The 14,005-nt window shown below is 51.7% G+C and carries 10 protein-coding genes and 1 pseudogene; all 11 read right to left on the reverse strand.

Translation table 11 applies throughout. From position 1 onward, the window contains the following. Window positions 1–12: 12 nt before the first annotated feature. Entirely contained in the window at window positions 13–810 is a 798-nt protein-coding gene (locus tag M1D70_RS16375; protein WP_456287325.1) for a polysaccharide deacetylase family protein, read from the reverse strand. A gap of 189 nt (window positions 811–999) precedes the next feature. Continuing rightward, window positions 1,000–3,267: a rhamnogalacturonan lyase gene (locus M1D70_RS16380; RefSeq protein ID WP_456287326.1), complete on the reverse strand. Its 2,268-nt coding sequence runs from the start codon at window positions 3,265–3,267 to the stop codon at window positions 1,000–1,002. A 98-nt stretch (window positions 3,268–3,365) separates the two neighbouring features. Further along, complete coding sequence (locus M1D70_RS16385) at window positions 3,366–3,557, reverse strand: hypothetical protein (RefSeq protein ID WP_456287327.1); 192 nt, start codon at window positions 3,555–3,557, stop codon at window positions 3,366–3,368. Beyond that, window positions 3,538–4,272 carry a DUF1961 family protein gene (locus tag M1D70_RS16390; protein ID WP_009590467.1) on the reverse strand — a complete coding sequence of 245 codons (735 nt, stop codon included), beginning with the start codon at window positions 4,270–4,272 and terminating at the stop codon, window positions 3,538–3,540. Before M1D70_RS16390 ends, M1D70_RS16385 begins: the two co-directional genes overlap by 20 nt. A gap of 69 nt (window positions 4,273–4,341) precedes the next feature. Then, window positions 4,342–6,942, reverse strand: coding sequence for an exo-rhamnogalacturonan lyase family protein (locus tag M1D70_RS16395; protein ID WP_456287328.1), 2,601 nt, complete (start codon window positions 6,940–6,942; stop codon window positions 4,342–4,344). 269 nt (window positions 6,943–7,211) lie between these two features. Further along, on the reverse strand, window positions 7,212–9,536 hold the full coding sequence (locus M1D70_RS16400; RefSeq protein ID WP_456287329.1) for an AraC family transcriptional regulator: 2,325 nt from the start codon (window positions 9,534–9,536) through the stop codon (window positions 7,212–7,214). 325 nt (window positions 9,537–9,861) lie between these two features. Then, a complete protein-coding gene (locus M1D70_RS16405; RefSeq protein ID WP_456287330.1) occupies window positions 9,862–11,457 on the reverse strand; it encodes an extracellular solute-binding protein in 1,596 nt (531 codons plus the stop codon). 124 nt (window positions 11,458–11,581) lie between these two features. Next, a complete protein-coding gene (locus M1D70_RS16410; protein WP_009595429.1) occupies window positions 11,582–12,466 on the reverse strand; it encodes a carbohydrate ABC transporter permease in 885 nt (294 codons plus the stop codon). 24 nt (window positions 12,467–12,490) lie between these two features. Continuing rightward, window positions 12,491–13,453, reverse strand: coding sequence for an ABC transporter permease (locus tag M1D70_RS16415; RefSeq protein ID WP_456287331.1), 963 nt, complete (start codon window positions 13,451–13,453; stop codon window positions 12,491–12,493). A gap of 47 nt (window positions 13,454–13,500) precedes the next feature. Further along, window positions 13,501–13,785, reverse strand: coding sequence for a hypothetical protein (locus M1D70_RS16420; protein ID WP_456287332.1), 285 nt, complete (start codon window positions 13,783–13,785; stop codon window positions 13,501–13,503). A 6-nt stretch (window positions 13,786–13,791) separates the two neighbouring features. Then, window positions 13,792–13,929: pseudogene (locus tag M1D70_RS16425) on the reverse strand (hypothetical protein); the annotation flags it as partial. Window positions 13,930–14,005 lie beyond the last annotated feature (76 nt).

Raw genomic sequence — 14,005 nt, forward strand, 5'->3', positions numbered from 1 at the left:
CCTCTCTTCTCATTACAACTTGATTTGCTTGCCGCCTTTCACTTCGACGATCTCTCCGTCCACGTTCAACCAAACGCTTAACGCTGAAGGGTTGTAGACGAAATCCAAGTCAGCTGCAAACTTCAGTCCTTCGAATGCCTTGGCGTAATCAACAAACTCAATGTTTGTACAATACCAAATATCCGGATGGCCTCCCATATAGGTGCCGAACTGTTCCATAAGCTCCCAATTGTTATCATTATCGAATTCGTAGCTGTGGCCCCATACGTACATCAGATATAGGTATTGTTTTTTGTGCAAGCTGACGAAGGTTTCCGCATGCTTCATCAGCTCACGATTATGATGGCATGTCGGCTGCCATTCCAGAAAATCGTCCGGCATTCCGAATTGCCCTGAACCGGCAACGACTCTTGCATATTCTATGCCGAGACCCGGCAGCATCTCTTTGATTCTGCGATTGTAAGAGCCGTTCGGATACGACATCCCTCGCACCGCATAGCCCACGATACGTTCCAGATGACGCCGATCTTCCATGATTTCGTGCACGATTTGCTCGTTCGGGCAGCGAGCGATCGTCGGATGGGTCAGCGTATGCGCCGACACCTCATGACCATCATAGAGCGTTTTGACCTCATCTGCACCCACCCTATCCGGCGTTCCGAGTAGTCCGGAATTGATATGAAAAGATCCTTTAAGCCCATACCGGTTAAATATGTCTACCAGCCGCCGATCGGCGAAGCGGCCGTCGTCGTAACTCATCGTTAACGCTTTGTGCCGCCCTTCCGGAAAGCACAACAAAATGTTCGACATCCTCTTTCCTCCTTTACGTATAAGCTCCACTGCAGGCATACTTCTGCAACTTTCCGTATTTGTTAATGAGCGGAGCCAGCAGACGATAACCTGGTTTCAGTGAGAAACGGCCCGAAATCGAATCATCTACCCTCTAGCTATACGACCTAAAGCATTTACATCAAGAAACATGGATGACCTCACGGGTCGTTAGTTGCAATTACGTTCGCATACACGGGGTAGATATAGACTTGGGATTGGAACCTTCGCCCAATCGATGTCGGATGCAAAATAAAAGCTTGCGTAGCAGGGCTGGTTATATACGACATTCTGCCATGCGATACCGGTTCTGTACTGCGCATCATGCATTAACGTATACAATTTGCGGTCTGTTACCTCGGTGCTCAGGTAGATCCGAATCGCCAAGCTATCCGTTGTTCGGACCAGCAGCTCTTCTCTCCAATCTCCGAAAACGTCAGCGACAAGGCAAGGATTTCCCTTCGTTCCGTTATTGGAAACCGTACCTTCTGCTGTAAGCAGCCTGCCTTGTTTCCAATCGTCGATCGTAACAGGCTCGTCAAAGCTGCCGTTAATGATCTGGGTTGTCATGTTGGCCGACCACTTGATACTCATGTTCGTGCCCGGAATCTGTTTTGCAATTTGGTCTCCTTTACATGTCCTCAAACCGAAGGCTTCATCGCTTTCATAACCCTCGCTGCACCATATTTGAAGTCCCCTATGGGTCGGATCAACCTGTCCGATCATCCCGCGCCCCACGTCATCGATTGCGAAGCCGCCGTAAAATACCTCGCCGGTAGCCGCATCACGCAGCGTGTATCCGTAAGGTCCCGAGTCGCCGCTTTCATGCACCATGAAAATCTCCAATCCCTGCCGGTCTGGATCAACGTTCGCTACATGAAGGGCGTCGCCATGACCAAGCTTGGCGATTTTACCAGGTGCCTTGCTTTCCGGTGGCATTATGCCCCGGGAGCTGTATAAAATGGATCCGTCATGGTCAATGGTAGCGGCTCCGTAAATAATTTCGTGGCAGCCGTCTCCATCCACATCTGCAATGCTTAAGGAATGCGCCCCTTGTTTAGCTAGGCTGCCAAAATTCTCATTTCGGCCGTCTTCCTGACGAAGCGTATCATGAAAAGGATTATTCATCGAAACCCAGCCGCTGTCAACGAACCAGCTCTCCTTCAAGCGTGTTCCATCCCAAGCGTAGGCTGCAACAGCAGCTCGAGTATAATAGCCGCGAGCAAAGATCGCAAACGGTTGTTTACCGTCCAAATAGGCTACCCCTGCTAGAAATCGATCCACACGATTGCCTGGCTCAATGCGATTCCACGAGTAATCCCCCCACATCAGGCCATCGTCATGCCGTCCCGGTTTATAGTGGATCGTCTCCAATTCTTCGCCTGTTTGTCCAAGAAACACGGTTAAATACTCTGGCCCATCAAGAATGAATCCCTCAAATGACCTCAAGTTGTTGCGCCCGCTCCGACGGGGAGCATACACGTCGAGGAAGTAATCGGCAAGCTGCTCCGCATCCTCCCTTGACAATGGATAAGTGTAACGACGCTCGATCCCGAAGCACTCTTCAAGCGTGGAGGGCCATCGCTTCGCCACGACCTCCTCATGCGAGTGCCAGCGCATGAACATATGGACAATATGCTTATAGTAGTCCATACTGCTCATTCGATAGTCGTCCTGATGACTGTACCCGGCAGCTATATCCTCCCGAGGCATGGTTATATAGGTTTCAGAGGATACTCTTCCTTCCTGATCGTACCTTATGACCTTTGTACCGGGTGCTGTCTTAAACATCAGCTCGGCTTTCCCGTCTCCGTCAAAATCATAGACCAGAAACTGTGTATAGTGAGCACCCGCCCGAATGTTCACACCAAGCTCAATCCGGTAGAGCAGCGTTCCGTCCAGCTTATAGCAGTCGATGTATACCGGACCGGTGTAGCCGGAATGCGATACATCCTTTGCATTGGACGGGTCCCATTTCACAAAGTACTCATATTCACCGTCGCCATCTACATCCCCGACGCTCATATCATTTGCCGCGTAGGTATAGATTTGGCCAGTCGGCGTGACTCCGTCAGCCGGTTTTCGCAAAGGTAAATCATAGTATGGACCCACCCAGGGAGTGACGTCGGCACAACGGTCAACTTCCCGTCCATCCACAACCGCACAAACATAATAAACCGATGTTAGCGTCCCGCCGGGGTCCAAATAGTTGGTACTGTCGTGGATAGCTGCGATACAGGCGCCATTGCGATACAGGTTAAAATGGGTGCCGATCATTCCGTTACAGCTATAGCCGGTCACTTCATTCCCGAGCAATCTCCAGCTGAGAAATATTCCTTCCGTTGTCGCAGCTGCAACCAACCCCCGGTTCAGATATTCCAGCTGCACCCCGTATAACTTCTTTGCTTCATATTCGTGCTGCTCATGGACGGTTTTCATAAATAGACACCCCTCCTAATGTGAACCTGTATCCGTTTTCCTGTTCTTCCGTGTTGGTCTTTTCGATTACTGCGGAAAGTAAGGCAAGGCGCAAGACCCTACCCCCAGCTCCGGGCCCATTTCCTATCCACGCCGAGATAACCCCCGATCTCGTTCACGACGGCGGTTCCACCGGATCCATTAAGCACCCGTCCACGATCGGAAATATTGGCCAAGACCCTGCTGAGATGCAAGTGGCTTTGGCAGCAATGATGGAGATCGCTGTGAAAATTACGGTTTGCTTTCGGCATAAACGGTTAAATTCGCATATTCTCCAATCATAGGCGCCATCTGGCGGAAACCAAGCTTTCCGCCAGCGATCGGAAGCCCGTACGTCTCGCCGTCGTCTTCCCACGAGAAAACCGGAAGGCTGTTAATGGCAAACGTAATGCGATGGCCGTCCTTGACGATGAGCATCTTGTATGGTCCGACAGCGTCCATGACGCTTGGAATCGGGTCGGCACCTTGCGCGACCAGCTGGAAACCGTAGCTTTTACGCAAATTGCATGTTTGAAACTTCCGCTCCTCCGCCCACTTCCTCCGAAAGTAAGAAACATGAAGGGCATTCATTTCGCCGTGATGATACTGGTCGTATTCTCCTGTCCGTGGCTTGATTGAAGAATCGAACAAATCCCTGCCTTCCGTGCCGCTTGCGCTAAAAAACATAATCGCCAGGCCCGGCTCGCGGACCGGCCAAAAATCCCATGAGATAGCAGCGTCCGCCGGAAAATCCTCCGGGCACCACAGCACGAAATTGGCGCGCTGTCCCTCCGCCTCGTCGCGGACGCTTTCGAGCCGCATCCGTCCTAAAGGAAACGTAACGGCTGCTTCTCCCTCCATCCGAAAATCCGCGACATGCTCGGGCTTGGCGAGCGGGTTTGCATATATCGCGCGCCAACTTTCGGGAATAAGCGGGCTTTTAGCAGCATGCATGGCCCCTGTTTCGGTTGGTTGACCCGTTGTCATCGTATTCATGCTCCTTTCTTCCCAGGTCTGGGTAATCGCAATCCAGCGACCAGCGGTAACCGCGCTGCGTTAGGCATTAGCTTCCTGGCGGGCGGAGGCTGTATGGTCAGGCAATGCATCGGGGATCAATTCCAGGCTAATGATCGTGTTCAGCGACCATTGCGACGCCTCGTTCGTGTTCATCCATTCAATCTCCTTCAGCTCGTCAACGTACGTAACATCAGCTCCGTCTTTCTTGAGGTCGGTCGTGGCAAAAGGATGCTTCAGCAGCGTCGACCAGGCAAAATCGGCTGTACGTTTATCCTTACGGTACCAAGCGCCGTAAGCGACGAGGGCCAGCGTCAGGACGGGATGCTCAAACCGTTTCGTGTTGATCGCACCGCCCGTAATCCGATCCTTTTCTTCCTGCGAGAGATTATAGAAAACACCGAAATCGGCCATCATTTCATCCCACTGCTTATCCTTCAGCATGCCGGACAGCTCGAACCACACCTGCGGCGCGCCCATGCATAACGCCAGATGGCGGCCCCAATTGTCGTCGCCCATCGACGTGAGCAAGCCGGTATTCGGGTCATAACCGTAAGTCGGACCGGAGATCAGACCGAAATTCGCCTGTTTAATGCATTGAATGCCGGCAAGCAGTTTGTCGCGGTAAAACGTATCCTCTTTGCGCTCCCAGCGGGTCATCCAGTTGGAGCTGAATGCCGCCCAATCCGGACCGACCCGGATATGTGTCTTATGCTCGTCCTTCGGAAAATAGGCGCGCATCGGGTCGATATGAACGGTCGTATAATCAGCGTCCTTCGCCTCGTCCATCATGTCACCGATCCGCTCGTCTCCCGTCAAATAATAATAGTATCGGTGCAGGCCGGCCATGCCGATCCGGGCTTCCTTGCAGCCGCAGCCCCAATGGACGACGTTATGCCGGGAGCCGAGCCCGGCGTATTCACCGAAATGATAGACGTCGACTTCGCTCGTATGGCGTGTCATCGCCTCCGCCATCCGGAAAATATCTTCGCGTCCGGAGCGCAAAAACATCAGCCACAGCCACATGTTCGGAACCAGCTCGGTATTCTGCCACGCACAGCCGCCGAGGTCGTAATTCCAGACGTGACGGGCCGGATCGTAGCTGTGCATGAAATCGCCGTAATCCCAGAACCCGTACCAGCGCCGCTGCTCGACCTCCCGTTGATAGAAGGCGATGATGCCGTCCAGCTTCTCTTCAAGGCGGGCCTTGGCGGGCGTTCCCCGGTCCGGCAAGCTCCAGATGCCGAATGCGCCCTGGCTTCGTAAATAAGTAGGCTCGCATACAAGCTGCGGCGGCGATTCGTTATAGCTCGCATATGCCTCTAACTCAAACGGCGACGGCGTCGACGTCCGGCACCAGATCGTCAGCTCGCTCGTATTGCCGACGCCGTAAGGTGTTGCGCGCAATTCTTCTGCGCCTTCGTAAGAAGACTCAACATGCGTATCCGTATCGTAATGGCGCATGTCCATGGCCTGCGCTTCCGGCGACCAGAACCAGGCGGTCAGCTGCGCCTCGTCCTCTGTAAGGCCGTGTGCCTCCAAGCCGGAAGGATGCTTTTGCCAGAAATTACGGATCGCAAGAGCCAAACCACCGCGTGGTCCGCCGACGTACGCGACCCCGCGTGATCTGCGGCCTTCGGCGGCTTTGAGCCAGCTGCAGCCTGCCTTGGTCCGCTTGGCCATCAAGTAATGGTCGGCTGAGAACTGTGTCGCCTTAAAGCCGTCCCAGCATGCGGAGTCGCCAAGCAGGCTCATGAAGTATTCGTCGTCCATGTCTTCGTCGGTCAGCGTTTCCCCGTTGAGCTGACGCTTGAACAGCTCCAAATATTTGCCTTTTGTGCGCCGCGAATGGAGCGTTTTCGGCGATTCGCTTAAAAAACCGGTATCACCTGCGAACCGAATGTGGCGGTTGTACAGCGGCCCACGCATCGGCAGCCTGAAACGGATACCGAGTCCCTTCACGAAATCCTGATTCGGATTGCCGTCATAAAAAAACGTATGCACGATCCGGATCGACTCCAGACCGGCGTAAGCGTACAGGCGAAGCGAAAAAGGAAGCCATTCACCGGTTCCGTTTACGGCCCGGTGTCGGCCTGTCAGCTTGACGACCGCTCGTACCGGACCTGCCTGCTCCACCTTCGCCTCGTAGATTTGGGAATGATATCGTTCTTCCCGGATCGTTCGGCTGCCGGTCAGCTCGCTTATGCTTTCCTTGATGGCAATCAACTCGCCGCAGGAGCTGATGCTGACGCCATTACGGTGAACATCCGCGATCATTTGGTTGCCCTTTTTCGGTACCCGAAAGGAAAGAACGCCCGTGTCGATGGTAAAGCCATCCTCCGTCTCACGTACGGATAACGAAGCCGCTGCCTTGAAAATTTCGGGATCTCCCTTCACGATGGAGTATGCCCGTGGTGCACCAGCCTGAAAAGCGGCTGCATGCGCCGTCCATTTGACGCTGCCGTCCGGCCAATAAGCAGTCGGCCAGCTTTGAAGTGCGGGGGCGGTGCCGTCCTCCATGTGCAGCGACAACCGATCGTCCCGCGAATGCTCTCCCTCCTTCCACGGCATTCCCCATGTCACCCCAGCCGGAATATCTGCGGCTGCCTTTAACCAACGCAGTGTGACTCGCGTGTCGTTCATGGAATCATCTCCTAAACGTTTTGTTGGTTTCCGTCTTGCTGCAACGCCCTCATTGTAGAGAGCTGCGGCTTTCCCGGCAATGGCACTTTCTTGATGACATCCGCCAGCCTATATTGCATGTTTTCGCGAGAATTGCACTTTATTGCACGATAGGGTTCTTCTAGTGCCCTGGTGCTTCGCGGCCTTACTCATTACAACAAAGCCGGCAGCGGTCGTATCAAGAACCTGCTGCCGGCTGCTCCTACGATTTTATTTCTGCAATACACTTCCTACTCCGCCCGGCTTAGTTCACGGTAACGGGTGGGCGTCATGCCCTCGAGCTTTTTAAAGATCCGATTAAAATAGCTGTGCCGATATCCGACTTGTTCGGCGACCGTGTTAATTTTCATCTCCGATTCCCGAAGAAGCTCCTTCGCTTTATCCATGCGCAGCTCGGTCAAATAATCGATAAAGTTTTTGCCCGTTACCTGTTTGAATGATTTGCTCAGGAAAAACGGGTTCGTGCCGATGTGTTCAGCGCAATTGTCGAGCGAAATGTCACGCATATAGTTTTGCTGCAAATAAATCATGGCTTGCTCGATCAGCCGTTTTACCTGGCCATCCGTCCTGCTCGTCAGCTCCTTCATGAAGGGTGCGATCACCTTCACTTGAAACCATTCCCTTGCACCTGCAGGCTCTTTGATCTGGGAAAGCTGCTCATACAGATTGGCACCCTTGAACAGGCGATTCGGCTGAATGCCGGATACTAGAATCGCATGCTGAACGGAACCTAGCAAATGAAGCATTCCCTGCTGAACGTCTATCGCTTTAGCACCTTTAGCGGACAGCGCTTTCTGGAACTCGACGAGCAAGGCATGGGCGTCCGCTTCCTGCCCGGTCCGAAGCGCCTGAAGAATTTCTCTTTCCAACGTAAACGGATACTGCGATTCGGACGAATCCTCAAAATTCAGCTCTTCCATTTCGATGATCTGGTTGTCGTTATCGAATTTGCGGAAGCTGGCTGCGTGCTTCACACCCTCAAATGCGAGCGGGATGTCGCTCACACGAGTGGTACCCCTGCTGATCGCCACCGTCACCACCATGTTCAGCAAACGATTAACCGTCTGTGCCAGCTCTTCGCTGAACGATTTGATTGCTTCCGCATATGGCTCCCCTTCCGGCAAGATCAGCAGCACTCCCGATCCAAGATCATGGAAGTTGATCGTGCTGCTTTGCTCGAAATACGAATCCGCCAGCTCTTCGATCATGTTGACGGACGCAAAGGTGACCAGTCCCTCGTCGCCAAACTTGAATTTCCCTTCCATGCTCGCAATTCCGGTAAGCTGTACGTACAGCACGATAAACTGCTTGCCGCATACCTGCCATTTATAACGCTCCATCCTTGACCGCAGATCCTCCTCCGTATAGGCGTACAAATAGCCCTGCAGCAGTTGATGGAGAAAGCTTTCCTTCACGTGCGGCAGCTGCTCGAGCAGCTTTGCGTTCAGCTCTCGACTCTCCCTGTTTAAATGCTGCCATTGCCGCTCAATTAGCGTGAACTCGTCCTCCCGGCCTCCTCCCGCCAAGGAGGCAGTCGGCAGCAAATTCATCATCAACCGTTTGACGGGCAAGTACATGCGGATCGATGCAAGCCAAGCAAGCAGCATTGCCAGCAAGAGAGCGCTCAAGCTAACCGTCAAAATGACTTTGGAGATAAAAACGACCGGGGCCGTAATATTGGTGATCGGCGAAGCCGACACGTACAGCCAGTTATCCATAATTCGTGCGAAATAACCGTACGTGACCGCATAGGTTTTGTCGTTCCATTCATAAAGAAACGAACCTTCCTTGTTCCCGTTTGACTCGACCTCGCTTCTGACTGCCTTTACAAACGTCGAGTCGATCGAGCTCCCGTTCGCGGATACGTATATATCTCCGCCCGGCTCCATGAGAAAGTTTTCGCCGTCGGCATAAGGTGTAATGGTCTGCAGCGCCTCCGAAACTTGTTCGTTGTCCAAGCGAACGATCAAAGCCCCCATCGGTTTTTGGCTGCCGCCGGGAACAAGATGTACAAACGTCAATTCCCGTTTTCCCGGCTGATCGGGATCAAGCGTTAACTGTGTCCAATAAGTCGTTTTTCCCTCGTCGAGCAGACGGTCGTATAGCGATATGACACTTGCGTCATTCAAAGCGGAATATTCCGGATAAAACAATACTGGCTGGCTTCCGTGCAAATAGAGGCTGACGTTACGAATCATCGTATTGGAGCCCTGCATGACGAGCAGCGTATTCGTAATATCGCGGGTCTTCTCGAAATCGCGCACGAAGTCTCGATCGCTGAGCGAATAATCGAAGCTCGTATCGAATGCCCAATGCGCCAGCATCATTTCGAGATTGGACAGCTGTTTATTCAGGTTCTGCGACCGCTGCTCAATCTGGTTATTATGGAGCTTCAACAGCTCCTTTTCCAGCTTACCACCCGCCATCGAATAAACGAGAACCCCCGTTATGATGCCGGGAATACCGGCAACGAACAAGAACATGATGAAGCTTTTCCTATAGAAGCTGCTCGATCTGCCGGATAAGCGGGCCATTAACGTCTTCCATCCATTCATCGTCTGCTCACCAACCATATCTAAAATTAGTTTGCCTTCCTCGTCAGGCGGTTCTTTGCCCTTTCAGATATGTAAGCGTATTCAAAACTAAAGAAAAAACGACTTCCTTAATAAGGATAACGCGGTCCTATCCATAAAACCTGCATATTTTCAGAGTACATTGTTCAAAAAACAGAGGAATCCAAATCAAAACCATAAGGTGTGTCTTGGCTGCTTATCGGATACATTCACTTTGCTGGGGCCCTGGAAAGATAATTTTTTATAGAGAAAAAAGAGGCACCAGGCCTCTTTTTCCTCTGAACGAAACTGCTTAGAATGACTTCACCTAGGATTTGGATGCTGCGTACAGCTCGTTGATTTCCTTAACGTAATCGTCCCCGCCTGATTTTTTCCACAATTCAATTGCATCGCGCCAGCCTTGCTCATCGATTTGGCCGACGATGAATTTAATGCGGGCATCGTTAATAATATTGCCTAGCTGTTGTCCTTTTTGCGAGTACACCTCAGAAATAAACGGCTCCGCCGGATTGGTGACGATCGTTTCCCGGTTTTTCATTTGGACCTCTGTTTGCTTTAATCGAAGTGGCGTCTGAGCCACCTGCAGTCCTTTGCCTTCCGGAATGTAAGGTACCATTTGGTTTAGTCCTTCGACTTCCGACTCGAGGAGCACCGAATCCGTGCTTCTTTCCAGTGTTGTATCATCGATTTTTGTATAATGCACGCCTTCAAGCCCGAAGCTGGTCAGTGTCTGCAGGTCAGGCTCGTTCAGCTGGTCTAGAAATTTCAAAATGCGGTCGACCTCCTCCTCGGTCTTTACACTCGACTTCGGAATGGCCAATAGGCCAGCAAAACCGGAGGTAGGCAGCGTACGAATTTGTCCATCCCTACCGGTTACGGCGCCGAACACGTCCATGTAATGCTCTCTTGAGTCTGTACCTGCTGCCACGTTCGCCGCCTTGATTTTGTCATCAACTCGAGCCGCTCCGTCCACGACGTCGATAATCACGCCGGCTTGCCCGTTAACGAGCGGATCCGTCCACTTCGCCGAGTCCATGACGGCAAAATCTTGGTTGACGAGTTTTTCGTCATACAGCTTTTTCATAAACTTGAGCGCTTCGAGATATTCGTCGTATTCAAACTCCGGTACGAGCTGGCCGTCCCTCTCACCCCATACATTAGGTGCACCGAACCACAGTTTGATCTGGTCGAAGCCCGCTCCCCAGCCGGCCGTCCATTTCACCATAACCAGTCCGTAGGTGTCGTCCTTGCCGTTGCCGTCCGGATCCTTCTCTTTGAACGCTTTCAGCATGTTGTAAAAATCATCGATCGTTTTCGGCTGCTCAAGGCCGACGTTCTCCAGCCAATCCTGACGGTAATAAACGCCGTTGCGGCCAAGCTCGCGTCCGCGATATACGCCGTACGTTCTGCCGTTAATCGAGGAGTTGTTCAGGATGACTTCACTGGCCTGGCCGAGGTTTGGATAATTTTTGAGCTTGTCGGTCAAATCCCAGAACGCCCCCGATTTCACTGCGCTCACGAAGCTGGGACCCTTCGAGTCGGGTACGTAAATGATTTTCGGCAAATTGCCGGATGCGAGCGTAATGTTGAATTTGTCGGCATACGAAGCGTTAGGCACCCATTCGAAATGAATGTCCGTACCCGTCAGCTTCTCGAGCTCGGCCGCTACGGGACTGTCGTCCTTCGGATAGTTCGTTTTAAAAATAGGGAGCATGATGTTCAGCTTAAACGCTTCTTGCGCTTCTGTGGAAGCGCTTGCAGGAGGAGCTGCCGTCGAATTGTTGGAAGAGTCTGCGCCCCCGTTGTTTTTGCCGGACGAGCAGCTTGCCAGCAATACGATGCAAACCGTGCCTAGAATTAGGAATGTGGAAGCACGCTTCGCCTTCATTGTCTTTTTCTTCATTAAATAGCCTCCCTTTATTATTAGAATCATATTGCAAAACCGCGCGAGCTCCAAGCAAAACAACCCGTGGGTCTCGGTATAAACAGCAGAGCCAGCTGGAATCACACACTTGGAAAAACAAACGTTAGCCTTTCACCGAGCCAAGCAGGACGCCTTTGGCGAAATGCTTTTGCAGGAACGGATACACACACAAGATCGGAATCGTGCCGACGACGATCACGGCCATTTTGATCGATTGATCCGGCGGCTTCACAAAATTAGGGTCCATCGAGTTCAAATCGCCTGCGGCCGCTTGCGACAGCAGAACGATCTGGCGCAGCATGACCTGCAGCGGCCATTTTTCCGGATCGTTAATATACAGCAGTGCCGCAAAGAAGTCGTTCCAATGCCCGACGGCGTAAAACAACGTAAATGTAGCGAGGACAGGCATTGAAAGCGGCAGCACGATCCGCCCTAAGAGGCCAAGCTCGGAGCAGCCGTCGATCCGGCCGGCCTCCTCGATCTCCTTCGGAATTTCCTGGAAAAAGTTTTTGACGATGATCAGGTTAAATGCGCTGATCGCGCCAGGCAGCATGAGTGCCCAAAGCGAATCAAGCAGGTGCAGCTCCTTGACGACCAGATAAGTCGGTATCATCCCCCCACCGAACAGCATAGAGAAGATGACGAGATTCAACACCAGATTCCGGCCGTACAATCCTCTCTTGGCCAAGGAATAGGCCATCGTGACCGTGAAAAACAAGTTGACGAGCGTGCCGATGACCGTTATGTAGACGGAAACGCCGATGCTTTTCATGATCGTATCCGTCGAAAAAATAAACTCGTAAGCATTCAAAGTAAAGGTTTTGGGTATGAAAAATACCGCTCTTGACGTTAACTCCGCGTCCGATGCAAAGGAGCCCGCAATCACGTAAATGAAAGGGAGCACGGCAGCCAGCCCGAACAACGTTAGCACGATATAATTGGCAGCGTCGAACGTGACACCGGCCGCAGTTCTGTAATGCTTGGCCATAGATTGATTCCCCTTTCTTGCTTATTAGTACAGCCCGGATTCGCCGAACTTTTTCGCCAGCCAGTTCGTACCGAGCACAAGCGTGACGCCGACAACCGATTTAAACAGTCCGACAGCCGTGCTGTAGCTAAAAGCGCCTTGCGTGATGCCCATCGCGTATACGTAGGTGTCGAACACTTCGCCTACCGAGCGGTTGAGCGGATTCAGCATCAAATATATTTGTTCGAAGCCATTGTCCAGCACGCTGCCCATCCGCAAAATCAAAAGAATCACGATGGTGCTGCGGATCGCCGGCAGTGTTATATGCCAGATTTGCCTCCAGCGGTTTGCCCCGTCAATCGTCGCCGCCTCGTACTGCTCCACGTCAACGGCCGCCAGCGCCGCCAGGAATATAATCGTTCCCCAGCCGCATTCCTTCCAGATCGTCTGCAAAATAATAACGGGGCGGAACCATGACGGATCGGACAGAAATTGGATTTTGTTCCCCGTATATTGGAAAAGCAGCTCGTTGACGGTGCCGCCTTCCGTGGTTAGGAACACGTACGTTAGGCTTGCCACGATTACCATCGAAATAAAATGCGGAACGTAAATCATCGTTTGAATCGTGCGCTTGAAGAAGGAAAGCCTTACCTCGTTTAACAGGAGTGCCAATATAATCGGAGCGGGAAAAAAGAAGATGAGATTATAAAATGATAACAACAGCGTATTGCGCAGCAGCATCATAAACTCGGGATTGTTAAAAAACAGGCGAAAATGCTCAAAGCCCACCCATTCGCTTTTCAAAAATCCGGTAAACGGCTGATAGTTTTGAAATGCCAGCATGACCCCCCACATCGGCACGTATTTAAAAACCAAAAAATAAAGCAAGCCGGGGAGCAGCAACAGGTATAGCCATTTGTCCCTGCGAAGCCTTGCCGCGAAGCTTGTGCGGTGATCCGCCCGCTTGAACGGTTGCGGGAAATCCCTTCGAGCCGTAGCTTGCTTCATCAGTCTCCACCTCCATATGTCGTTCATCGCCTCGCGAGCGGTGTGGCCTAATTATGCAGCAGCGCTTTCTTTTCCGGCAATGAGACATTTTTGAAGAGTAAAAAAGCCTTGATATTCGGCATTTTTAAAGAAAGTGCAAAGTCGGCAAACGAGTGGTAAGACGTGGATAGCGGGCTAAAAAAATGTTGGTTTGCGTCCGTTTGGGTCAACCGTGCTTCGAACATCGGCTCCTCTTCGAGCAGTTGATATTCCCGCTGTGGCATTTTAGTCTTGTCCTCAGCTCGGAAAGCTCTTATAACTAAAACAAAAAAGCCGCCTGATGGCGACTTCATATGCTATCTTGTTCCTGGTAATAAAACTCCGTTTACAATATCCTGATACAATTGCCTTGCGAGTGCTTTATAAATGGGTTTTTGATTTTTATCAATCGTTGGTTTCCAGCTCATTGGATAGTTTTCAAACGAATTAATCGGCATGATCATCGGCATCCTTTTTCATATTTCGCTAGTTATAGAAACAAGGTATGTTTTATTATACCCTTGGGCCCTTTAT

This window comes from Paenibacillus sp. AK002, from assembly GCF_053903045.1.